Source organism: Alicyclobacillus dauci, from assembly GCF_026651605.1.
Taxonomy (GTDB): domain Bacteria; phylum Bacillota; class Bacilli; order Alicyclobacillales; family Alicyclobacillaceae; genus Alicyclobacillus; species Alicyclobacillus dauci.
This window is the reverse complement of the sequence record NZ_CP104064.1, coordinates 1,992,334-2,016,682: the sequence shown is the minus strand read 5'-3', so window position 1 is coordinate 2,016,682 and position 24,349 is coordinate 1,992,334. Positions and strand designations below refer to the sequence as shown.

The window sequence follows — 24,349 nt, the reverse complement described above, 5'->3', positions numbered from 1 at the left end:
CCCCCATTCACTGAAGTGCCATCCGCATGGGTTTCAGTTTCATTTCTGTTTCTAACCATTCATCAGCGGGTCTCGATCCGTCGACAATCCCGCAACCCGCAAACAACCTGGCCTCTGGGAAACGAACCGCGGCTGTGCGCAGGGCAACATTGACGAGACCATTGCCAGTTCCGTCGATCAATCCAAAACCACCTGCATAGAAACCTCGCGGCCACCCCTCGTGCTCGCGAATAAATGTCAGGGCATCCGCACGGGGAGTCCCACCTACTGCAGGTGTTGGGTGCAACAGTGCCGCCGCATCGAGCAATTGTTTCCCATTTTGAAGTCGTCCGCGCACCGGCGTATACAAGTGCTGCACGTTGGCAAGCTGTTTGATTGTCGGCACGTCTGGCCACTCAAGCTCGTTGGCCACCAGTCGCAAACGTTCTGTGACAAACCGAACGACAGCGCCGTGCTCAGACCGATTTTTCTCACTCGTCAACAACGCTTTGGCTAGTTGTCGATCCGTTTCGGCGTCGATCCCCCGTGCAGTTGTACCCGCCAAACAGTCGACAGTTATCGCGCCTCCGCCTGCACGGACCAATTCCTCCGGGCTAGCACCGAGCATCCACACCCCGTTCCAGTGCATAGCGAAGACATGACTTGTTTCGTATGCATTGCGAAGTCGACTCAAGCTATCAGACAACGTCGCTGTGACAGTCATTCTCGCCTGACGCCCTAGCACGACTTTATCCATGCGTCCGGCGCGAATGTCCACCAGTGCACGATTGACGACAGCGGCCCATGTTTCCTCGTCGTGGATGACATCATTCGATTCCAATGTAGTACTGGCGTCGAATCGGATTTCAGACATATGGGTTGACGCAGCTGGCCTCAGCATCCCCTTAAGGGACGCGGTGATGTCTTCCACCGTCTGGCCGGCTTTGTCAATATAGGACACCCGTACTACGTCGGAGTCGAAGGCCCGTACCAAGAGTAACTTGGGAACAAACCACATAGCGTGCGGCCAGCCCTGCCAAATTCCCCGTGGCTCGATGGTTGGGTCAAACGCGAATCCGCCAAACCACGTGCTCCCTGACGGGAGACGAGCGGCGTTCATTTCGGTTCTGACAACACCCATGGCATCTGAGCCAAAACCCTGAACGACCGCCGCGGCCCCGAGGCCAACTCGCTCCATGCGGGTAACGGGCTCCGCTGAGTAGACCGCTTGAACTCCAGTGTTCCACTCTAGAACAGAGTCGAGTGCCGGCGTGGAAGCACAGGGTAACGTCAAAGATACGACGCGCCACTGCCCACCCTTTAACGTCTCGTCCACCTGCCACGCACGGGTGATATCCGTGACGAGACGATTCACCAATTCCTTCACAGCTTACACCTGCTCCCTCAAAGCCCGGCGCAACAGCTTCCCTGACGCGTTACGTGGCAGCGAAGACACAAAATGAACATCTTTAGGTACTTTGTATCCCGCGAGACGATTTCTACAGTGTGCGCGCAAGTCGTCCGCAGATGCCTGAGCATCTGGTTGCAGGACGACAAACGCTATGGGGACTTGTCCCCACTCCTCATTCGCCTGTCCAACGACCGCTGACTCTAGTACTGCAGGATGTTGTGACAGTACAGACTCGATCTCGGCCGGATACACATTTTCACCGCCGGAGACGATGAGATCGGATCGTCTGTCCAGGACATACAAATATCCTTCATCGTCCAGAACACCAATATCCCCCGTGTACAACCAACCGTCCCGGAAGGTCATCTCATTCGCATCTGGGCGATTGTAATAACCCGCAATCACTGTGGGACCTTTCACCACGATTTCACCCTCCACATGAGGCGCTGTGGTCAACCCGGATGCAGCGGCGATAGCAACACGCGTGATGGGGAGTGGTTTGCCGGAACTCCCAACCTTGCGAAGCGCGTCGTACGATTGCAAGGTCGTTGCCTGCGTGTTCGTCTCGGTCATCCCGTAACTCTGGTTTACTGGCACAGATAACGACAATGCTTGCTCCAGTAACGCCTTCGGGGCGGCACTCCCGCCGAGTAGCACCGTGCGAAGTGTAGTGGGATATGGTCGCGTCCGTTCCCGGAGCATTCGCTGAAGCATAGCTGGGACAACGGATACAAGGGTGATTCCCTCATCCTCGATGGCCCGATTGACCGCGCGCTCATCGAACCCGTTGTGGATGACAACCGTTGTACCATAAATGAGACTGCGGATGAGCACTGCCATGCCGCCAACGTGAAACAACGGCATGGGCACAAGCCACTTATCATTGATGCTGAGGCCTAATTGCATGGCGGAAGCCATCGCGCCCCACCAATGGTTCTGATATGTAATCATGGCCCCTTTCGGGCGTCCAGTGGTCCCGGATGTATAGATGATGGCGTGGGTGCGGCAGAGATCGACATCGTCACGCGAGACTCGATCCGCCGTTACCTCCAGTTGCTCAATTTGTCGGGCACCCAGGTCTGGCTTACAGTGTTCCATGATATCGGCTGCGAGCGACGTCGCATCCTCGTCATAAAGAAGCAGTACACAGCCGCAATCCTCCATCTGTGGTGCCAGTTCAGCCCCGGTCAGACGCCAGTTCAACGGAACAGTAATTGCGTTTAACTGCATCAACGCGTGGAGCATGACGGCGTAACGCTGCCCCTTTTTCGTGAGCACAGCAACCCGTTGCCCTTCCGTGACGCCCAGTTTGCACAACGAAGCCGCGTACGAACACGCGGCGTCGTAAAGTGCTTGATATGTGAGGCTCCCGTCTGGAGAGACAATAGCGACTTGTTGCGGATGTTGTGTGGCCCGGGTTGTCAACCAATCCGGAATGTAGCGCACGGGTTGCACATCAATTCCTTGCATTCCAATTCACCTGCTGTCATCTCGTGCATTCAAGGCTTCTTCCCAACTTTTGCTCGTTAGGGAAGCCGATCAAACTTCGTGAAGTCCGGTTTGCGTTTCTCAAGGAACGCATTCTTTCCTTCCTTCGCTTCGTCGGTCATATAGTAAAGCATCGTTGCATCGCCAGCCAATAGCTGCAATCCTGCCAAGCCATCCGTGTCCGCGTTGAATGCCATCTTCAGGAAGCGGATGGCAATCGGGCTCTTTTCGAGAATCTCCTTTGCCCACTGAATACTTTCTTCCTCTAAACGATCCAGTGGCACAACCGTGTTGACCAGACCCATATCGAGCGCTTCCTGTGCGGAATACTGCCTGCAGAGATACCAGATTTCCCGCGCTTTCTTGTGACCCACCGTGCGGGCCAAGAGCGTTGCACCGTAGCCAGCATCGAAACTGCCCACTTTCGGTCCCGTCTGTCCGAAACGCGCGTTGTCCGCAGCAATGGTGAGATCACACACGAGATGAAGAACGTGTCCACCACCGATAGCGTAGCCGGCAACAACTGCGATAACGGGTTTTGGCAATTGACGAATCAAACGCTGTAAATCGAGCACATTGAGGCGAGGGACTTCGTCGCTTCCCACGTAACCGCCATGGCCGCGAACCCGTTGATCGCCGCCGGAACAGAACGCCTTGCCGCCTGCACCTTGAAATAACACGACACCAGTGGAAGCGTCGTCTCGGATATGGTGAAATGCATCGATCATTTCCGCCACCGTTTCCGGTCGAAATGCGTTATGTACCTCGGGGCGATTAATGGTGACACGAGCAATCCCTTCGGCGCGTTCGTAAATAATGTCGGTATAGTCTTTTACTTTTTCCCATTGCAGCGACATGCTTACGCCCTCCTATTATAGTTCTAGATTCCGGTGCGACTCGGTTTAAATAACGTCCATAATTATAGAACTTGTCCGAGTACGGGTCAAAATGTCGTAGATCTTGACACTTTCCAGATGACAAAATCTCATTTGCCGTCGCAGGCACCGCATGCTAGGATAACGATGGATTTATAGACAAACGAGACTGTCTTTGCTCGTACAACTTGGTAAGAAAGGAGGACTTTCCGTGACAAATCAAAAGCTGGGTGTATGGTGGAGACTGTTCCGTCCGTTCACGCTGACAGCGAGCATTGTGCCGGTACTCATCGGTACCGGACTTGCCATTCCGTCGTACGGCTTTCACACGTCCTTATTTATTGCAATGTTTCTCGCGTCTGTATTGATTCAATCGGCCACAAATATGTTCAACGAGTATTTCGATCACAAACGCGGCCTCGACGATGAAAACATGGTCGGTATCGCCGGTACCATCGTTCGGGACGGCGTTAGGCCCAAGCTCGTACTTGCGTTCGGGTGGATCTCTATCATCCTGGCCCTGTTGCTGGGTATTTACCTGTGCTCCCAAACGAGTTGGTGGCTCGCGCTGATTGGAGCGGTATGCATGTCCATCGGCTATCTGTATTCTGGCGGTCCTTGGCCACTGGCGTACACGCCGTTTGGAGAACTAGCGGCGGCGACGGCCATGGGTCCGGCCATCGTTCTCATCGCGTTCTATTTACAGGCAGGTACCATTACGTGGCGTGCAACATTGGTTTCTATCCCCATTGGCCTCCTCATTGGTGCCATTCTCCTTGCGAACAACATTCGGGACATGGACCAAGATGTTAAAGGTGGGCGCAGAACGATCGCCATTTTGATTGGCCGTGAGCGGGGAAGGATTCTGTTTGGTAGCGTCTTTGCCGCGGCGTATGTGTTAGTCGTAGTTCTCGTCGTTCTCCATCTTTTAACGTTTTGGGCGTTGGCCGTATTGGCAACCATCCCGACGGCCATTTACGTCACGCGGCTCTACTACCAGTTTACTGAGCCGGCCAAGCTGCACGCAGCGGTAAAAGGGACCTCAAATCTCCTCTTCCGCTTCGGTGTCTTGATGTTTTGTGCAATGATGGTATCGATGATTCACATGTGATCTGTATAAGACCCTTACGAATGAGCTGCCCTAGCCAATCGGCTGACTGGGCAGCTCATTTTCATGCAGCCTAGGAGCTGAAAAGAGAAGCGTCGTCTTACGGTCATTGTCAACGCAATGTCATATGAATCTTTTAAACCACTGGGACAACCTGTTACACTCTATCCTATCCATACAATAATCTCGTTGCCTGAAAGGTGAGAACAAGTTGCTCGTTTATAATGGACACAACGTAGCCCGTGTACCCAATCGTGCAGCTTCAGAACAAGAGATGGTTTTCCTTCCTCTGTTGCAGCCGCATCAAGAGGAGATCAGAAAAATTGTCGGCGACACATACCATTGCCACGAACTCGTCGTCGAAGATTGTCTTCGCTTCGGGCAGCGTCCAAAACTGAACGTCTATACCGATCACGCCTTCTTCCCCTTCTTCTTCCTTCGCGACGACTGGGAACTAGTCCAGATTGGGATTGTCATGGGGCACAACTTTGTCATCGCCATTCTGCCCAAGCCCATGCCATTCCTCAGTGAACTGGAAGAGGAGTTTCAAAAGACACCCGAAAAAATGAAGAATCCTGGCCGAATCCTCTATGAATTCCTCGACCTGTGTGTTCATCATTACCTCGATTTCGTAGATTCGATTGAAGACACGGTAGACGCCATGGAAAGTCAAATTTACGATAATCCGCAGACGTCCGTCGCACCGGAGATCTTCTCACTCAAACGCACGCTACATCGCACAAGGCGCGTCTTTAGCGAGGAACGCAACGTTGTTGAATCATTGATGCATGCGGCATTCCCATACACAAAGCAAGAGGATAACGTGTACTTGATGGACTTGTACGAACATATTAATCGGATTGTTGATGGGATCGACAGTTTTCGAGACTCGCTGTCTGGACTGTTGGACCTGCAAATGGCCATTAAGAGTGATCGGATGAACGCCATCATGAAGACGTTGACGATAGTCAGTACATTCTTCATGCCACTCTCCTTCATCGTTGGATTGTACGGGATGAACGTCAAAGTGCCCGAATACGGATGGCGTTACGGATATGTTTGGGTGTGGGCGTGGATTCTTGCATCCGTTTTCGGATTGTTTCTCTTCTTTAGGAAGAAACGTTGGTTTTAGTGAGCTTTCGCGGTTTTGTGTACCGCGAAGCAGTTCGGAAAATGAGCGGTGTTCCGACAATCGTGGGAAGAAACCAAAACACGAGTGCTGGAATTTTATTCATTCCGGGTATGTGCGGCTGGTTGACGACAAAAATGGCCGTGATGAGGGCAATATACGATCCCGCCATGCCCGCAATATGCGTCTTCAGCCAATCTTTCCACCGAATTTTCCGCGACAGGTAACCGAGCAACGCTAACCCGTAGGAGAACAGGTCAATATAGAACAAATAAGCGTCCTGTTGCCAGTGAAGAATAGAAGTGAAAAGTGCTGATAGAAACAGAATCACGTAAGTTGCGTGGTATGCTTCGCCCCACACCGTGTGTTTACCCCGGCGCTTTCGAGCTAAGAGTGCCACAGCACCCATAACGAGGCAGCAGGTTCCGCTTACAATGTGTACAATAATCAATCCCGAAAATAGTGACACGACAGTGCCTCCCAAATTTAAATTAGCTCTCTTATATTCGGCCCTCGTAAATTATCTCCTGGTCACGGGCCCGTCATCTCCAAATTTTTGACGCTATCGTCGGACTCCGCGTGGTGGGTTTCTCGACTGCGTCGATACAGGAATGCACTGAGTGCAGCAACGAAGACAAACGGGACGCTTGTTTTGTAGATACCAGCAAAGGCTTCCTCTGCGTTCGTCTTCACCCTTGCTGCCACACGGTTCTTGTACTCAAGAATCCCAGGCATGTTCGGGATAACTTGGGTGTTCTCTGTACTCGGCGCAGTCCTCGAGTATTCGCGTTCAGAGACGAGCTGGCCTGTGGTACTTGCGAGGATGACATCCTGAACGTTGCTTGGTAAACGTATCTCCCTTACAGCCTGTCGAGCAAAGCCAATATTCTGTTTGTTCGCAGCGTCGAGACTGTGTGTAAGGCTACCGACGAATACGGCAACAGACAAAACAATACCGACTTGACGGAACATACCGTACACACTTTGGGCAGTTGTCAACATGGTCCCTTCAAAAGCAAGCGCACTCGCAACTTGCGACGGCGCAATGACAAAACCAAACCCGCAGCCGACAACGGCCAGTGCCAGAATCATAGACCATGTCACAGGATTATTTTCACGGATTACGTCATGTAACCAGACGTACCCAGTTCCCATAAGAACGAAACCACACGAAACTGGAATCGCTGGTCCAATCTTCACCGCTAATCTAGATATAAACGGCGTAGAAACGAAAATAGCAAGGGGCAGTGGGCTAACCAGGAGGGACGCCGTTAACTCAGAATAGCCCTGGACTCGCGTGAGAAACTGCGGGAGTATTACCGTCACGCCCACAAGAAATAATGTTGATGTGACAACCGTGATCGAAGCACCAGTAAACAATCGGTTCTGAAACAGGCTCAGGTTAACCATCGGAGCGGTTACCTTTCGTTCCACAAGGAGAAATGCCGTAAGACAGACCATGAAGGTGCCCGCGAACGAGATTGCCTTTGTACTAAACCATCCCCAATTGTTTCCCTCCAAGAGAAGGTACGTTAATGAAAAGATGGAGACAGTACAAAGGACCAGCCCTACGATATCTACGTCCACCCGATGTACATCTGGTCTTCGCAATGACAAGAGAAACCAAGAACAGACGATTGCAACGAGACAAATCGGGACATTCACAAAAAACACATCTCGTCAACTTGTCAATTGAGTAATCAACCCGCCGATGGTGGGGCCAAAAGCGGCAGCAACACCCTGTGTCATCCCAAGCAGCGCGAGCGACACGTTTCGCTTCTCTAACGGCATGGCTTCGACGCCAAGAATATTGCTGCAGGGAATGAGAATTGCCGCACCTACACTCTGAACAAATCTGGAAAAGATAAGAAACGAGCCTGCACCGGACAAACCGCATAAAGTCGATCCGAGACCAAAGAGGGCCAAACCAATGACGAATAGCCGCCCTCTCCCGAAAACATCTGATAGCCTTGCCATGGGGATAGACATTACAGCAATACACAGAGTGTATACGTTTAAAACCCACGACACGCTGTTAAGTGACATGTTGAGCTGGTCCTGAATGGACGGCAGGATAATATTCATAACCGTCGTATCGAGTGTACAGACGAAGACACCTAAGCAAACGAGAACAACAACTCCAACACCTCTGTTGCTGTTCACTTTTCCATCCCGTCCTTACCCAGCAAATCGATTTCTCGGTCTAACCATTCGATTTGCATTTGGGCATTGGCAATCCCAAACTCGAGTGTCTTCGCTTCAAACGGATCCATCGATGGGTATCGACGCTTGATCTCGCGAAACGTATCGAGTGATGCTTGAACTCGTATACGTTCCTCCTCCATCCACCCTCTGAACTGTTCCGGTGCTGCATAGCGAGCAAAAAAGACACGAATAAGAAAGTCAGACCGGACTAAAGCAGCCTCCAGAGGACTGTTCAAGTACGCGAGAAAGGTTTCCCGCCCACTATCCGTGATTTGATACAGGTTTTTATTTGGCTTCCCTTCCTGAGGGACTACCTTTTTTTCGACAAGACCGTCTTGCTCCATTTTGCGAAGTGCAGGGTAAATAGCTCCGAAAGATGCATTGTAGAAGTTAGATACCGATAGCTCAAACTTTGCTTTGATGTCGTACCCACTGAGTGCATCATCCATAAGGAATCCGAGAATAGCTGCTTGAATGCTCAGCGTGAATCACACCCTTATCACCGATGGTTATATTAACATTGATAATATAACCGTAAACAATATTGGTTTGTCAAGGGGAACACGTCTGAGGAACTGTCTGGAAAACAAAAAAACGGCCTCGCGTCTAAGGCGAAAGCCGTTGTTACGAATTCACTGTAAATGTTTCTTCCAACCACCCAATGTGGACGAACCGAGTCCTAAATAACAACTAGCGCTGCATACGCCACGGATGTGTGTACACATTAAATGACTTGCCGCGGACAAAACCCACCGCTGTGATCCCAAGCTCGTCAGCCATATCGATAGCGAGGGCTGTGGGCGCCGATCTCGCAATAACGATCCCCACACCGATCTTCGCCACCTTCAGAAGCACTTCAGAGGAGATGCGACCGCTGAACGAAATGACCGTGCCTGCCAAGGAAATCCCGGACATGAGTACGTTGCCGAATATTTTATCCAACGCATTGTGTCGTCCAATGTCCGTACGCGCCAGCAACAGCTCATCCGGTCGACACAGAGCAGCCATGTGAACGCCGCCTGTCTCATGGAAGAGCGTTGCTTCCTCATCCATGGCGTCGAGTAGGGAAAACACTTGATTCGGTTCGAGATGGACATCATCGTCAACATGTTTCGCGGTCACCGCGTCATTGTGAAAATAAAAGCTTTGCCTACCCTTACCGCAACAAGAGGCGATGTATCGTTTGTTGTAAAATGCCTGATTAAACGTCACCTGATGTTTCGTCTTGACCCGCGCTGTCCCCATGAAACGACTGACTGTAAGGTCCTCAATCTGGTCGGCCGATTGAATGATTCCTTCCGATGCCATAAATCCAACAACGAGTTCTTCGATATTCGTGGGCGTACACACAATCGTAGCCAATTCGTTGTCATTGACGTAAATCGTCAACGCATACTCCGATGCGACAACATCCTCGACCTCCGCCCACGTTGAATCACGGTACTGTAAAATTTGCCGCTCCGCCCGCTGCGGCAAATCACTGCCCGAGCGAACAGCCCACGCACTCATGCGTGCTCGCCTCCCTGTTTGACTTCAGCCAGAGAACGGCCCATTCCCTTTAAAAACGCTAAACCGAACGAAATTGCTCGGGCTACATCTGGATCTTGCAGTGACTTCAACGCGTCGTACACACCAAACTTGCCCACTTCAGGCGCCTCTGAGGCAGCTTTCATTCCGCCACCAACGCCTGCAATGACGCTCTCCATGGATTCCGTCGGAATCTTGGTAAACAGTTGCAAGAGACCGATGAAGTTCTTCACACCTGCACCGTATTCCTCACTTTGAAACAACGCAAGAATGACCTTTAAAACGTCATCCCCTTGCTCCACAAGCGCCCGGACAAGCGGCAAAACACCGCGTTCCTGCAACGCTTGTAAAAGACCGAGAGCCTCAACAATGCCCTCTGAATTTTCATCAAATGCTTTGTCAATTTGAGCGCGGACTTCTGTGTGAGACATCTGTGTGCGCTCAACTGAAGTCGTTGGATTTGCTGCCATGTTGTCGTTACCCCCTACTTGGAACCGTAAATACATCGCCCGCCATCCGCTCGGCGTATCATAGACAAGTATAGCGCATTTCTTCGACGATCCGTCAGCACCACACCGGCAATATACTTTTTACCGTGTCATGGTGCTCAGTCTCAATTGACCCTGTCCTTCATACAATTCGGATAACTAATCCATGAATACTTAAGCTCGCCATGTCAGAAGGATGACCGATAGACTCGACGCGAGCTAGATCCAATTGGTAGGGTGTTTCACCAACGTCACTGACGATTTGCCTCATGTTGGCCGAAAACGGTCGCCAAAAGTACAGGTCGACATCTCCAACCGTCGCTTGGAGCCCCTCACCGCATTCGGAATCTGAAGCGACATCAAGAGCAACAGGATAATACATATCCCATCGCTCCTTTACCAAATCCAAGTCCTCCACGACAGAGTGAATCGCGGCCATACGGAAGAGCGGCTTCGTGGGCAGGGCACCCGTTCGACGCAGATCCTCCGCCCGATCGCCGTCGCCACTTCCCCACTCAATAAAGAAGGGGAGCTTGAACGACGTCCCCCCTTGTTGTCGGGGAAACAGCATCCGCCAGTGAAGGATTGTGCCGTCCGGGCGAGATCGAGAGGCGTTGATGGGCCCGTCAAATGGCACGCCCTGTTGCGCCCAACGATTCACAATTTCATCCATGTTTTCGGTGCGCAACGCAAACTGAATGGGTCCTTCATGGACGGCCAGCCGCTCAATCACATTTCGCCCAAAATCCGTACGGACAGCCACCTCTTCGTCGCGAACACCAACCCATTCAATATAGGATAGACCGAAATAGCATAGTGTGTTATATGTTCCCCACTGGGGATGACTTCCCCCAGTTGTCGTGTGGACGCCGAGCTGTCGTTCAAATGCGAGTCTGGCATCCTCAGGGCTCTTGACGGCCTGCAGCAAATGGTCCAATTGGATATTCAACGTGACCTCTCCCCAGCAACCAATATCCTACTCGGAATTCAGCCTAGAAGCGCGGAGGCGTGGCGATGATTCGCTCAATGGCGCTCTTCCAATCCAGGTCCGGTCGATCGCACTGAAAATGACGACATACATAGACTGTCAACTGGTTCTGTTCCGCTGGATAAATCGACCCTTCTTCTCCCCGCGCCTGGGGTTCCAAGATGACAGCCTCTGGAACGAACGCCTGATGCCAAGATTCCACAAAATCCTCGACATCGCGATTTCCTTCTCCAACCGCAGCAACGACTTCCGTTGTGCCACCGTACACGAGCAAACTTGCCATGAGCAGGAATAGATGTTCCGTCGGTGCCTCGTTCAGCATTTCGGCAAACGCTGCAAACAATTTGTCCTCTTTGTCCGCATATTGGGCGTCACCTGTAATGGCATAAAGCCGCGCCAGATTGTAGCCACTGACAGAGTTGGCGGACGGTGTGGCGCCATCATATACCGTTTTCGGCCGAGCGATCAGTTCCTCCGCATCGTGACCACTCAAGAAATAACCGTGTAAGTTAATGTCCCAGAAATATTCATCCAACTGCTTTTGCCAGTGAATTGCACGCCGCAAGTAAAAACCGTCGAGCGTCGCTTGGTATAGTTCAAGGTACGCCCAAATCAAATACGCATAGTCGTCGGAATAGGCAACAATGCCGGCTTCCCCGTCCCGGTAACGTGCCAATAGACGTCCGTCCTGTCGCACCAACTGCTTTTCGATAAAATTGGCCGCACGGACAGCTCGCATGACGTAATCAGAACGATGGAATGCAGCCCCCGCTTTGGCAAGCGCCGTGATCATGAGAGCGTTCCAAGCAGTGAGTACTTTGTCGTCCGTTCCCGGGTGAACGCGATGCTCTCTCCACTCATACAGTTGTTCATTCGCGTCGCGAAGCTTTGCCCACAACGCGTCAATTGTCAGCCCTCGGGAACTGGCAAATGTCTCTACATCCGTCTCGATGAAATTCGGGACATTATACCCTTCGAAGTTCCCTTCGTCGGTGATGTCGTAGAAATCACAATACAGTTCACCAAGCTCTTCACCCAGGGCGGCCGTAACATCATCCGGTCGCCATACGTAAAACCGTCCTTCTTGACCCTCCGAGTCCGCATCCTGGGCCGCGTAAAAAGCCCCACCCTCCGAAGTCATTTCGCGTTCCACGTAGTGAAGCACACTGTCAACGAACCACTTGTGCGCCGTGTCCTTCGTCTGCTGGTATGCCTCGGTGTACGTCAGCACCGCCAGCGCGTTGTCGTAAAGCATCTTCTCAAAATGCGGAACGCGCCAATAGGTGTCAGTGGAGTAGCGGGCGAGGCCGCCTCCGACGTGATCGAAAATGCCTCCACGCGAAATCGAGGTCAGGGTTTTTTGCACCATCTGGAGTGCATCGTTTTCACCGGTATAGCGGTGATAGCGCAAGAGAAACATCAGTTGATGGAACGTTGGAAACTTCGGTGCATCACCGAAGCCGCCGTACAGCGGATCAAACCGGTTCCCCAGTTTCTCGGCAGCTTGATGTACGGCGGTCTTCGGGTCAAACGATCCCGGTGCTGCAGCAAAGATAGGCTGCAACCTCTCCGAGATATCTTCGCTCGCAGCGCGCAGTCGACGATTGTCTGTAGCCCATTTTTCATTTAGTTGACTCAAGATGTCCAAAAGTCCTGGACGACCGTACCGGGATGTCTTCGGAAAATATGTTCCCGCGAAGAACGGATGTCCTTCCGGCGTCATGATCACCGTGAGCGGCCAACCGCCTTCACCCGTTAGGGCTTGGCAGTACATCATGTAGATGTGATCGATATCGGGGCGCTCCTCCCGATCGACTTTAATCGATATGTAGTGTTGGTTGAGATAGTCAGCAACGGTTTCATCTTCGAATGACTCGTGAGCCATCACGTGACACCAATGACAGGTCGCTAGTATAACCTCTTACTATTAGTTAGTTTATTGCTATCATAGCCCCAAAGGGCTACGAATAGCCGATGGACAAGAATATTGCCTTAGACTCACGTTGTGCCTTCTGAAACGCTTCTTCGCCCCATGGAAACCAATCAACGGGATTATAAGCATGTTGCAATAAGTACGGTGACTTCTCATGTATCAACCGATTCGGCTTACGTTCTGTATGCATGAATGTGACAACTCCACTCGTATGGAATTACTTTGGACTTGACGTACCTATTGGTATGATACCCTACAAACGCAAAAAGACCCATACCACCACGGTACGGGTCGTCACTTACAAGAAACGCACTTCTAGCTGGATATTGTCACCGTATTACGTACATACTCGATAAGGTCCACAGCCTTAGCAAGTCGGTTCACGTCCTCTGGGTCAGTCTCGTCAGCGGTCGAAGCATCCTTGAACGCCTTTCATCGGAACGGGATGTATCCTGGATTTCAATCAACTTCTCAATTTGATGAAGTTCGTCCAGAACCTTGTGTAATTCGCGTACGTACATATCTCTGTTACATTCGTACTCCAAGGTGGCCACACGAACATGTTGACGAACCTACACTTGGGGAACACTGGCGCCACGGTTCGTTCGTTGACACCAGAAAACAAACACAAGTAGAAAAATCCCACACCACAAGAGCAACAACACCGCAGCTAATGCGGATATAACAGTGAGGTGAAATATTGAATCACCACGCGCTGTCTGAACGGCAATTAACGTCTCAAACAGTATCCATAGCAAGCCTTGAAAGTGCACCAACCTCCCCTTGATAAAGTCGCTTCCATTTAGTGATGAACTCATGGCCGCGAACAGCAAGATTGTCTCAATACCGTTAATCCCAAAGGCATGCACCCAGATGATGTTACCATGAGCTCCGACATACCGTCCTCGCTCTACAATCATCCATACACCTGCTGCAAATGCTCCCATAATCCCGGCCATTGAATAGCGAATGGCTAGATTAACGATAGGAAGCCTGCGTGTTCGAAAGAACTTCACCATTAGAACTATATACAACACTATTATTATCAAAGAATCTAGCGCGAAGCCCATACTAGCCAATCCATCAATTAGACGAAAGTGATGGCTAAACCTCGGATCGAGGCCACGAAATGGCTGCACAGTTTCGACCATATATGCGTATAGGCTAGTTAAGACGGCTGTCCACACGAATACTTGGTAGCCTCGACGAGTGAAATTGGCAATTGGTAAAATTGCAGCAGTGGTTAATGTAAATAAACCAATTGACAGGTCGAATGATAACGGTTTCGTAATGTTGCCTTCCGGTACGATAAATATCCGGTGTTGTATCAAGATGTCAATGCCACATACAAGAGCCAGCAGTAACCCCAGTGCACCAACTCCGTAGAGAACCGTAAGTCCAGGTACACCGTCGCGTTCAGTGTAATTTCTCACTTAATCATCCCCCCTCGTATAGTATTTTTCGATTCTTCTTTTTGAAGAATTTCCAGTAAAAAATTGTTTTTAGATGGAGCAAGTAGCCGAACCCGCACCACAGCCCGGAGGGCGAGGAGCGGAAGTCGGGGTCCGCCCGAAAACAGGCCTCCTTGAAAACTTAATAAATCGCAATTGGGTCTTGGACTCTTCGTGATGTTCCCAGACAATGATCCTTGGGTCATTTGGGGAAATTCGTTCATCTCCTGTAGCTCGACTACGTCTAAAGTCTGTTTCCCCAGCACTCGCGTGTACTTCTAACCCGTTGGCTGTTCCCTTTGGCAACCCATGCTCGAAAGTAGCAGATTCGAGGCGGCTCATGGATCGAAGGAAGTTCTCATATGCGAGGGTGATTGATCTGCGAGCGCGCTGGGGGCGTCCCGAAGAGTCCAATTCCCCAAATCCCTAATTCAGAAGGGAGGGATAACCTTGAAATTATTCGTCGGTATTGACGTTAGCTCTGAAGACTTAAAAGTCTGCGCCATGAACATCGTTGGTGACACACTGGATTCCTTCACAGTCACGAATAACCACGATGGGGCTTCCCGTTTGCGGGACAAGCTTCTGTCCCTAGCAGATAAGGAAAAATCCAAGGAAATCCACGTCGGACTTGAATCCACATCCGTGTACAGTTGGCATCCCGCCATGTTTTTGCACGAAGATAACTCGTTACAAAAACGCGGCACCAAAGTGTTTACCATCAATCCCAAGCTCATTAGTAAGTTCAGGGAGGCTTACCCCGACCTGGACAAGACCGATTATATTGATGCCTGGATTATCGCTGACCGGCTGCGTTTCGGACGACTGCCGATGACCGTGGTACTGCAAGAACAATACATTGCTTTACAGCGCCTTACTCGCATGAGATTTCATCTCGTGCATAATCTGACGCGTGAAAAGCAGTACTTTTTGCAACACCTGTTCTTCAAATGCAGCGCTTTTACCAGCGAGGTGGAAAGCGATGTCTTCGGTCATGCCATCACCGAGTTGTTGCTGGAGCAGTATAGTCTTGATGAAATCGGATCCATGGAACTGGCGGATCTTGCAGATTACCTAAAAGAGAAAGGCAAGAATCGTTTCCCTAATCCGGAGAAGGTCGCCAAGTGCATTCAGAAGGCCGCCCGTTCCTCATACCGCCTCTCCAAATGTGTAGAGGATACGATTGACATCCTGCTTGCTACTTCCATCGAGTCTATACGAACTATCAAGCAACAGATCAAACAGATTGACCAAGCTATCGCGCGACTGCTGGACGGCATCCCGAACACGCTGGAGACCATTCCCGGCATTGGACGCGTTTACTGCGCCGGCATTCTTGCCGAGATCGGCGACATTCACCGGTTTAAAGACCAAGCCGCCGTTGCAAAGTATGCGGGTCTCACGTGGCGTAAACACCAATCCGGTAAATTTGAAGCCGAAGATACTAAGCGAATCAAATCTGGTAACCGGTTCCTCCGCTATTACCTTGTTGAAGCCGCCAACTCGGTAAAACGACATGATCCAGAATTTCAGAATTACTACCAGAAGAAATTCGCTGAGGTGCCAAAGCACCAACATAAAAGAGCCCTCGTCTTAACCGCAAGAAAACTTGTACGTCTGGTCGATGTGCTGCTACGCAACGACCAAATCTACACGCCTAGAAGGAAGGTGAATACGGAGAAGCAATAATCGCCTCCTTATCATCCTTTGGTAACAGTTCCAGTTCGAGGAACAAACTCAGACTGGGTTTCTTTAGTGCTGTCTTTTTCACTGACTCACGGTAATTTGGTCCAACAAAATTTCCATTTTTCGAGTTTCAGGAACTTGACATATTACCGTTGGACTTTAATTCAACAGTCAACATTAGTTCACACCGGTCGTCTTCCAGGTAGTTACAAAAGTCATATCAACTCATCCTTGTCAGGTTGCCTTTCTCACAGCGAAAGCCGAATCTCCCGCCGCCATTCGAGGCCTGTTGGCGGACAGTGAGGAGTCCATAAAGGTCTGTTGATTCGATTCGACTTTTGTCATTTCATGATTCTAATCGATTTTAGAGCCTTCACGAACAGAGCGATTTCAGGTTCGGTGGCGCCAACTTCCTCGCAAGCCTTCAAAATTTTTCCTTGAAGTGTTTCGTGACACGACGTTGTCCAGTCTAAATCATTGAAAGCAACGGAACAGACAGATCCCATACTATATTACAAAAATATCCTTTTCGTCTCCGCAATAATAAGGACCTTGCCTTCTTGCCTTCGCAAACGTCGATATTCATTTCATTCCCATATAATGATGTTAATGGATTCACGCTTGATTCGCTTTAAAAATTCTCAGAATCATTTCCGCATCAGGAATGGGGCAATCTTCCCACTGCAGTTTACTAATGGCTAATCCCTCAATTAAGGAGTAATAAGCCACGGCTAATTTCTCTGGATCTCCGGCCACAATTTCGCCTTGGTCTTGTCCTGCAGAAATTAAAAGTGCCGACTCTTTCACTTGTGATGACGTATGTTCTTCGGTTAATAACTCCCTCACTTCTTCTGGAACTGCATCGGAAGTATATGCGTGAATCATCGTTAGAAACAGATAGCCTCCTTCACCTTCAATACTCTGCAAAATCATTCGAGTCATCCAATGGATTTGTTCCAAAGGCGATCCCGCTTGTTGTTTCGCGTAGTGAAGTACTAGTTTTGAACTCTCCGTAGCCTTTTTAACAAGTGTGGTAAATATTTCTTCCTTTGAATGAAAATAGTGGTAGGCTAATCCTTTACTTAATCCCGCTTCCTCCGAGATATCCGTCATCTTGGTAGCAGCCAACCCCCTCCGCGCAAACACTTTTAATGCAGCTTGAAGAATCTGTTCCCGTCGTTCGTCGCGAATTTGCTGATTCTGCCTCTCTGTTCTTGGCATTGGGAGTTCCTCCAGTCTTATTTTTGAGCGGTGTACATTTTTGAGAAGACTTTCGCCTTCCACGGCATTCTATCCAGAACACGCATGTTCCAATAAAACATGTGCATAAGGAGATTACTGCTATTGATCTTCTTAAAGGACTTCTCCTGCCTTATTTGTCCTTCTTGAATTCTGGTCACTTCCGGTCTTCTAGCTAGTTCAAAGGTTTTCAACATATCCGCAGAATAATCGTTTTTATGAATCGCGTCCGTCAAAATTCGAGCTAAGCATTCTGAATCCTGCATGGCCGCGTTAACGCCGATCCCCCCCGTTGGACTCATGGTGTGGGCAGCATCACCCATAATCACCAAACCGTCCTTTACCCATGTGTCAGATACAGAACTTTGAACAGGAAGCATAGTAAAGTCACTCCAGTCACGAATGTGTTCGTCAATCGACGGAATGAGTTCTGGAGCCGCTCTTTTAAGATGATCGATAAAGGGTTGGAAACTTTGCTTCCGTAAAGTTGGGAACGAACCCTCTTCGATTTGCCAACCGATTTGGACAAATGTGCCTGTACTCGCAAACAGACTAATTTGCGTATTATTGACAAGAACCATTCTCATGGTGGGTTTCCAACCAGAAGGAGTTGGAATTTTCGCCCAGAGAACGTCATATCCATGCTTTCGAATAGTTGTAGAGATCTCAGCAAAGCGCCTCACAGGAGAGAAGCGTCCGTCAGCTCCTACAACGACATGTGAATAAATGTTAATATCTTCCGCGCCATGCTTCGCTGTTACACCGATGACTTTATCGTTTTCTGTTAAAAGGCCTGTGACAGCCGTGTTTAATAATAGCTCAAAGCACTCCTGTTGTTTGGCTTCATCAATCAGGACGCCCAACAAGTGCTTATGTGGGACATGAATACCTACATGGCTGTTTCCAAACATTTCAGGCGTAATTGACATCACGCGTTTGCGCCCGTAATAGAAGTCCACACTTTGCATAGGAAGAATTCCTAAAGCTTTAACCTTCTCAAAGAGTTGATATCTCTTTAAGAGTTTTTCAACGTCACTGTGAAGATGCTCTCCTCGGAATTCACGATCTAGTTGTGGGTGCCGTTCCACAAGCAATGTCTTTATTCCGCTCCGTGCGAGTAAGTAACCAAGGAAGGCACCTGCAGGGCCCGCTCCGACAATACACACATCAACATGAAACATTTTCAATGTAGTTCGCCCTTTATTTTGGTTGACCAGTCGGTCAATATAAAATTGTAATCACACTTTAATGTTACTTTTGATAAAAGTCAATGCTTTTTACACAGTCGCGAGCAAGGCCACTCCGTGCACGATCCCGTCTCCAAATACGACTGGTAACAGTCCAGAAACGCCCAACACCCAGGTGCGTTGCCATAATGGTCAAACTCAGTACATCTTATAACGACATTTTCCGTGCGAGCTATCGTCTCCTTTAGGGGCAACGAGGAGAGTTCAAAAGCCCCGAATCTCCTGTGACAGAAAGGATTTAAGACAATCAATATATGTCATTCCGAATTCCTTTTCAAAATCACAAAGCCTTTGGACTACGAAATTCATAACTTCCTCTGTCAATTCATCGGTTAATTCTTTTCCGACAAATTTATCTTGAATGAATGCACTAATCCCTGTCTGATTCAGCCAAGACTCTGTGAAGGTATCACACAAGTTGATAAACTGGTTCCAATACGAAGGGGAAATATGGTGTAGAATTTCGGGGTTTATAAGGTATAGGTACAATTCCCCAAGGTCTTCGACGAGAAATGGTTTACAATACGTGCGAAGAAGTTTATCAATTTCATTTTGTCGCCATGTCTCTATATCGACAATCGCGTCTATAGACAAATGCGCTCACCCTTCCTGTGTTTATAACTAGCCAAGTGAGTTGGGGAAAAGTTTTCCGACAATAAGGATAGCGTGAAGTGCTTTAAATTAAATTGAAAATTCGCCCTAGTCATACCCTGTATTGTTTTGGACACTAACAGGTTTTCGCATCCCCGTGCCATCGGGAGCCATTGACCTCGACCGCGATCGCGGGTGTTCCTTTTGGAACCCATCCAGTAATTTTCACGTTGGTTCCGAGTAACGGAGGGTCTGCCCAGATATCTAATTGGGGGATGATTTTTGGAAGCGTATGTGTATCTACAATGGGTGCAATGTATATCTCTTTCGTAACAACAACAGGTTTAGCAGTACTATTCTTCAATCGATCAAGAAACAGAAGCGCGTAATCATCATCGGGTAGTTTGCCCTGCTGTCACATTCGTAGAGTTCATACTCAGGGAAGATGGTGAGGGTCAGGCAGGACATCTACCAAGAAGCATTGTACTGGCCAGGTCAATGTACGTCACTGCATATAAATGACGCCGTTTGATCATCATTCCCCCGTCTTTTTACAGCAATAGACGAAACCAATACAGAAAATGTTACAGCGATACGTACGAAAAAACGCTCTCGTGATACAAGAGCGCCAAGTGCAAGCGAATCACAAATTTCGAAAATCACAATGAATACAGCCCTGCGATCTTTAATCCGCAGCGATTAACCAGTAATGTATTAATCTACCTTTTGCAAGTGCTCCGCCGCATACCTGAACGCTTGAAGATTACTTGATTCCACGGTTTACGCACTATGCCTCGTTTAAATAAGTTAAGTCATGAAAACTTAACTTACAAACGACTAGAGTAATACAAATGCATACAAGTTGAGCCTATGAAGAAACTGCGGAGCTAATGAGTCATTGTAAACTGTCTTACTTAATCCACAGGACAAGAAATAGGTCTAACATGTTACTCACGAATACTCAGGTACAAGAGAAGTCCTATGATGGCGCCGAGTTCCATTGGAACGGTCAAACTTTGAACATTCCCCACTGAAACACTAATTAACCCGGATTTCGACGGTTTTTTCATTTAACAGCCCGACAGGGCTGGAAATTCAATTAATAGGTAAATATGTTAACGATCACGATAGCATAGTGGTCCTGGATTGAACCTTTGGACACACTTTCCCCCTCCCCATAATGGACCGTCATTTTTGCCAGTTCAGCTTGGAAATCACTATGTCGCCACCTGAAGGACTTGGGTGGACAGGCGCTGTGCGAACTCGGGCAGACGAATTGTCCACTGACGTGCATGGTGAACCAAAATTCCGGGTAGAAGGAATAGTCTCCGCCGGAGCCGTCCAACTGTCCACTGACGCACTCCAGGTTGCAACGCTGCTTGTTTATATAACAGGAGCAGGTTGTATGCCAGCAGCTTCAGAGCTTCCAACGCTTTGTTGGTATTGAAATTCTGACTCGAGAATTGGTCAACGGCGAATCCATATTTGGCTTCTTTGATATGATTCTCAGCGTTGCCACGGTGGTTGTAGAAATGCCATATGTCCTCACCGTTCCAGTCGAACGTTGTGGCTATGGCCTCGTACTCCCAAAACCAATCCGCACATAGGACCTCCTGCGGGTCAATGTCCAATCGACGCACAATGACAACTCGCCGAGGTTTTTCCCAGGATGTTGCCTGGTACATAAGGGAGGCAACATCGCAGTGTTCTGTATCACTCTGGGTGATACAATGCCACGCTAGGTTGGGGGCCAGCTCTGCTAGTCGCTTAGTCCATTTCAGTTTGATCACGTAGTCTCGCCCGTCTTGTTCCAGTGTCTGAAACACCTTTTCACCGGTAAACCCTTTATCCATGCGGATGGCACGGATGTTTACACCTGTTGGCAACTGCTTTTTCATCGCCTCATAGAAGGCTGCAAACCCTTCTGCTGTGTGAGCGTCGCCGGAACGCAGTTCGTCATAGATGCAGCACCCCATCTGCGATTCAAACGCTAGCAAGGGATGAAAACTTGCCCTTCCATGATGATGCGGATTGAACCCTACAGCAGATTGTTCCTGGTTTCCAAACACCGTCTCCACTGAAGAATCTATGTCAACGACAATGTCATGTCCTTTGGGGAGTAGCGACTTAAGTACAAGGCGCTGTGCCGAGCGGATCGCCTCCATACCAACAGGGGAGCCTAGCCGCTTCAAGTCCTTGTACAGCAGCGTTGTATCTGGCAGCTTCGGCAGATCCAGCTTGAGCATAAGAAGGGGATCATGCTCAATGTCCTCGAAGTGGAAAATTCGTTCCTGACCCAGCAATGTACCGAGGACGAACGTAAGAGCAACGTCATCCATTTGGAATTGAGCGTCTTTCCGTTTGCCAAGTTCCTCTGTGCAAAAATACTTATCCATACCGGTTTGGAGGACGAAATCGATGAGTCCTGCCGCCCCGCCAAATGCAGTGGCAGAATTGAGGTCGAAGTGAGTATGTATTTTACAGCTTTTCCGGCGGCGGTGTTTTCGTGTATGCTTATGTTGTTTCACCTTAAAGGTGCTCCTTTCATGCTAGAGATGTATTCTCGACAAACTCATCTTAGCCTTACGGGGAGCGCCTTTTCAATTATTCGGGTCAATTCAAAGAGGACAAAACCGTCGAAATCCGGGATTAATGTGAATATGAAAGCAACGACACCAGCTAAAATAGCACGACCTATATTGTCAAGCTTCTTATCCAAAACGGCACCTCCTTTTAAGCAATTTGTACAAAGGATATCCACGTTACAATCGTTAATGTTTTTGCAGCCTTGACTCAAAACGATACCACGACCCAAATCGTACGAAGACAAGAAAAAGCAGAATTAACAAAATCGACCTATTCCAATCACGATAACCTATGAGGCGATGCTCGCACCTGAGAACCGTGAACCGTTGATGGGCATTGCAGAAATCATGAAGCCTTCCATTCCACCTCTCAATAGATATGCATGACAACTGGAGTGATAAGCTACGAGACTAGCTCCCTTTAAACACGTAATTAACTCAGCCCGATGTTCGATGGTACACGCGCATGATTCGCAGTGCACCCCTCCATGCTTCACTGTACAAACCTCCCCGGCATCGACTGAAGCTAAGGTGTATAGGAAACCACGGATCTTTTTCCGACTTTCGTGATTATCTCTTGCGATGCACGTATTTAAGAATCCATGTCTTCACTCTGCTCGTCTGATGTCCAGCAACCACGAAGATTCGGTATCGTTTACGACCGACGGTCATGACAATTGGTGAAACAGGGCTAACACTGACAAACCATTAAGTGATTGCCGTCAGGGTCTTTGAAATTAAACCATTGATTATGCTCAATTCCCGTTATCAATTCGACATCCTTATCCTTCAAATACGCGTATGCTTGTTCTATATCATTGGTGTTCAAATGAAATGGAGGAGTCTTGAAAACACTCTCCTTTGAATAAATCTTGCTATCTAATACAATTCCTGTTCCGTTCATCGGTATGACATATAAATGACCAAACAGGATCTCGCCATCAACTGGTAACCCCAATATGTCACAGTACCAATTGCGTGCTTCTTGAATATTACTGACGGGGATAAAAACCGTTCCAATTTGGTTTAGTATAGGTTTCATACAATCACCTCAACAAAAATATCTCTCGAGAGTGTGGTGAACATAACCTATCTCTGTGAATATAGTTTTTCGATAATTTTGGAAAGACCAATCAGAGTGCCCCCACCAAAGAAACAACTTGCAATAGATGTCAGCATAGATCCCCAGTTCGGCATAACCGCCGATGGTATAGATGCCATTCGAGCAAACATCATCGTATTTCCAGCTAGTTGAACGATAATTACGGCAACACCTAACCAAAATAAAAATCTCGCAGTTTTCATAAATTTCACCTCGACTCCGCATTCTCACTAGCATATAACTTATGTAACGATTTGGGAATCCAGAATCATCCATAAGCCGCTGAGTAAGGTTGTCAGCGACATTCACGACATCTTGAGCCGTCAAGACAGGGAAGGTTGATGAACAGTTGTCAGCAAAATGGACGAGGGATTGAGTTCAACCTCAATCTAGTGGGACCGTCATCTCCACAGTCGACTTTCCGCCCTCATCAATCTTCTCAACAACAATTTCGTGGACCGTCGCTTGAAACGTCTCACCAAAGTGTTCGGTTTCTGCCAGGGCCAACTCGAAAATCCCCTTGTCGTTGATTCGCCCAACCGTTAAATGAGGAGAATACGTGACAGTGCGATTTAGATGTTGCGCCAAAATTCCGGAGTACAGCCTGTCGTGCAATTCAATAATGCGATCGTTCCCCACCTTCACATTTAGGAACAAGTACTCCCCGTCGACCCCCGTGACACCCCTGAGAACAATTTCAAACGGGGACAAACCCCGAACGGATAGCTTTACGTGTTGTCTGAGAGACTCAGCAGGAACTCCGCTAGCAAACGGAAATACGAGAGTCACATGGGGCTGAATCAGATGAAATAGGGGATCGTACTTCTCGCGTAACCTGTCGATTGCGCATGCATTCTGAAACTCAGGAAATATATGTATAGCCCTTCGCACCCGCTCACCGCCTTCGCATCTGCAAGCACTGCCCTCACGTCCGGCAGCCGTCCGCCTGGATTTTTCACACCCATTATTCTTTCTCATCTAGTGAAACACGATCTCCATGGCTCATCGGCTGCGACACAACGATGAATTCTACATCTTCTTGCGACGTGTTCATCATTTGGTGTGGGGTTCCTGGTGCCACCTCGATCCCCTGAAACTCCCGGATGACGTGTTGATCCCCATCAACTTCTAATGTCGCCATACCCGACAAGACAAAGAAAAACTGTCTTGACTTGTTGTGGAAATGCCTAACCTCAGACGTACCGCGTGGCATCCTCTCATGGATTATGCTTAAGTCATCCTGCTTAACCAGGTGCCAACCATCACATATTCCACGCCAAATATAATGTTCGGCATTCTCTTTGCTGATCATCAATC

At 48.9% G+C, this 24,349-nt stretch carries 22 protein-coding genes and 1 pseudogene; 3 read left to right on the top strand and 20 right to left on the bottom strand.

All coding sequences use genetic code 11. The features are described from left to right. Positions 1-7 precede the first annotated feature (7 nt). Genes NZD86_RS10080 through menB form a run of 3 tightly spaced genes read right to left on the bottom strand, consistent with a single transcriptional unit; the run spans position 8 to position 3,735 of the window. Positions 8-1,366 (bottom strand): isochorismate synthase, encoded by a 1,359-nt coding sequence (locus NZD86_RS10080; protein WP_268046381.1) that lies wholly within the window; start codon positions 1,364-1,366, stop codon positions 8-10. A gap of 3 nt (positions 1,367-1,369) precedes the next feature. After that, the gene (locus tag NZD86_RS10075) at positions 1,370-2,860 is read right to left on the bottom strand and encodes an o-succinylbenzoate--CoA ligase (RefSeq protein ID WP_268046380.1); all 1,491 of its coding nucleotides are present in this window, start codon (positions 2,858-2,860) and stop codon (positions 1,370-1,372) included. 56 nt (positions 2,861-2,916) lie between these two features. Beyond that, positions 2,917-3,735 carry a 1,4-dihydroxy-2-naphthoyl-CoA synthase gene (gene menB / locus NZD86_RS10070; RefSeq protein WP_268046379.1) on the bottom strand — a complete coding sequence of 273 codons (819 nt, stop codon included), beginning with the start codon at positions 3,733-3,735 and terminating at the stop codon, positions 2,917-2,919. A 229-nt stretch (positions 3,736-3,964) separates the two neighbouring features. Here menB and NZD86_RS10065 point away from each other — a divergent pair, with 229 nt between their 5' ends. Further along, the gene (locus NZD86_RS10065; protein WP_268046377.1) at positions 3,965-4,864 is read left to right on the top strand and encodes a 1,4-dihydroxy-2-naphthoate polyprenyltransferase; all 900 of its coding nucleotides are present in this window, start codon (positions 3,965-3,967) and stop codon (positions 4,862-4,864) included. Positions 4,865-5,072: 208 nt separating this feature from the next. Beyond that, positions 5,073-5,993: a magnesium/cobalt transporter CorA gene (corA, locus tag NZD86_RS10060; protein ID WP_268046376.1), complete on the top strand. Its 921-nt coding sequence runs from the start codon at positions 5,073-5,075 to the stop codon at positions 5,991-5,993. Here corA and NZD86_RS10055 read toward each other — a convergent pair. The 9 genes and pseudogenes from NZD86_RS10055 to NZD86_RS10015 form a co-directional block, all read right to left on the bottom strand. Next, a complete protein-coding gene (locus tag NZD86_RS10055) occupies positions 5,971-6,459 on the bottom strand; it encodes a DUF2306 domain-containing protein (RefSeq protein ID WP_268046375.1) in 489 nt (162 codons plus the stop codon). The genes corA and NZD86_RS10055 overlap by 23 nt on opposite strands. A gap of 62 nt (positions 6,460-6,521) precedes the next feature. Beyond that, positions 6,522-8,153, bottom strand: a pseudogene (locus NZD86_RS10050) (MFS transporter). Beyond that, positions 8,150-8,659: a PadR family transcriptional regulator gene (locus NZD86_RS10045; protein ID WP_268046841.1), complete on the bottom strand. Its 510-nt coding sequence runs from the start codon at positions 8,657-8,659 to the stop codon at positions 8,150-8,152. The pseudogene NZD86_RS10050 and the gene NZD86_RS10045 overlap by 4 nt, the downstream one beginning before the upstream one ends. Positions 8,660-8,885: 226 nt before the next feature. After that, positions 8,886-9,704: a formate dehydrogenase accessory sulfurtransferase FdhD gene (fdhD, locus tag NZD86_RS10040; protein WP_268046374.1), complete on the bottom strand. Its 819-nt coding sequence runs from the start codon at positions 9,702-9,704 to the stop codon at positions 8,886-8,888. Continuing rightward, on the bottom strand, positions 9,701-10,192 hold the full coding sequence (locus tag NZD86_RS10035; RefSeq protein ID WP_268046373.1) for a helical membrane plugin domain-containing protein: 492 nt from the start codon (positions 10,190-10,192) through the stop codon (positions 9,701-9,703). Before NZD86_RS10035 ends, fdhD begins: the two co-directional genes overlap by 4 nt. Positions 10,193-10,352: 160 nt before the next feature. Next, positions 10,353-11,159 (bottom strand): VOC family protein, encoded by an 807-nt coding sequence (locus tag NZD86_RS10030; RefSeq protein WP_268046372.1) that lies wholly within the window; start codon positions 11,157-11,159, stop codon positions 10,353-10,355. A 43-nt stretch (positions 11,160-11,202) separates the two neighbouring features. Then, positions 11,203-13,083 carry a thioredoxin domain-containing protein gene (locus NZD86_RS10025; RefSeq protein ID WP_268046371.1) on the bottom strand — a complete coding sequence of 627 codons (1,881 nt, stop codon included), beginning with the start codon at positions 13,081-13,083 and terminating at the stop codon, positions 11,203-11,205. Between the two features lie 76 nt (positions 13,084-13,159). Further along, a complete protein-coding gene (locus tag NZD86_RS10020) occupies positions 13,160-13,321 on the bottom strand; it encodes a DUF255 domain-containing protein (protein WP_268046370.1) in 162 nt (53 codons plus the stop codon). 382 nt (positions 13,322-13,703) lie between these two features. Further along, a complete protein-coding gene (locus NZD86_RS10015) occupies positions 13,704-14,564 on the bottom strand; it encodes a hypothetical protein (protein ID WP_268046369.1) in 861 nt (286 codons plus the stop codon). 468 nt (positions 14,565-15,032) lie between these two features. On the opposite strand from NZD86_RS10015, the gene NZD86_RS10010 reads away from it, so the two are divergent. Beyond that, the gene (locus tag NZD86_RS10010) at positions 15,033-16,271 is read left to right on the top strand and encodes an IS110 family RNA-guided transposase (protein ID WP_268044126.1); all 1,239 of its coding nucleotides are present in this window, start codon (positions 15,033-15,035) and stop codon (positions 16,269-16,271) included. A 612-nt stretch (positions 16,272-16,883) separates the two neighbouring features. Here NZD86_RS10010 and NZD86_RS10005 read toward each other — a convergent pair. The 8 genes from NZD86_RS10005 to NZD86_RS09970 all read right to left on the bottom strand — a co-directional run bounded on the left by NZD86_RS10005 (position 16,884) and on the right by NZD86_RS09970 (position 24,347). Then, complete coding sequence (locus NZD86_RS10005; protein ID WP_268046368.1) at positions 16,884-17,489, bottom strand: TetR/AcrR family transcriptional regulator; 606 nt, start codon at positions 17,487-17,489, stop codon at positions 16,884-16,886. Between the two features lie 17 nt (positions 17,490-17,506). Beyond that, positions 17,507-18,688, bottom strand: coding sequence for an FAD-dependent monooxygenase (locus NZD86_RS10000; protein WP_268046840.1), 1,182 nt, complete (start codon positions 18,686-18,688; stop codon positions 17,507-17,509). 1,604 nt (positions 18,689-20,292) lie between these two features. Further along, on the bottom strand, positions 20,293-20,415 hold the full coding sequence (locus NZD86_RS09995) for a hypothetical protein (protein WP_268046367.1): 123 nt from the start codon (positions 20,413-20,415) through the stop codon (positions 20,293-20,295). 147 nt (positions 20,416-20,562) lie between these two features. Then, positions 20,563-21,873 (bottom strand): IS1380 family transposase, encoded by a 1,311-nt coding sequence (locus NZD86_RS09990; protein ID WP_268042986.1) that lies wholly within the window; start codon positions 21,871-21,873, stop codon positions 20,563-20,565. A gap of 44 nt (positions 21,874-21,917) precedes the next feature. After that, on the bottom strand, positions 21,918-22,064 hold the full coding sequence (locus tag NZD86_RS09985) for a hypothetical protein (RefSeq protein ID WP_268046366.1): 147 nt from the start codon (positions 22,062-22,064) through the stop codon (positions 21,918-21,920). A gap of 557 nt (positions 22,065-22,621) precedes the next feature. Next, on the bottom strand, positions 22,622-22,972 hold the full coding sequence (locus tag NZD86_RS09980; protein WP_268046365.1) for a VOC family protein: 351 nt from the start codon (positions 22,970-22,972) through the stop codon (positions 22,622-22,624). A gap of 444 nt (positions 22,973-23,416) precedes the next feature. Continuing rightward, a complete protein-coding gene (locus NZD86_RS09975; RefSeq protein ID WP_268046364.1) occupies positions 23,417-24,010 on the bottom strand; it encodes a 2'-5' RNA ligase family protein in 594 nt (197 codons plus the stop codon). Continuing rightward, on the bottom strand, positions 23,997-24,347 hold the full coding sequence (locus tag NZD86_RS09970) for a cupin domain-containing protein (RefSeq protein WP_268046363.1): 351 nt from the start codon (positions 24,345-24,347) through the stop codon (positions 23,997-23,999). The genes NZD86_RS09975 and NZD86_RS09970 overlap by 14 nt, the downstream gene beginning before the upstream one ends. Positions 24,348-24,349: the final 2 nt, after the last annotated feature.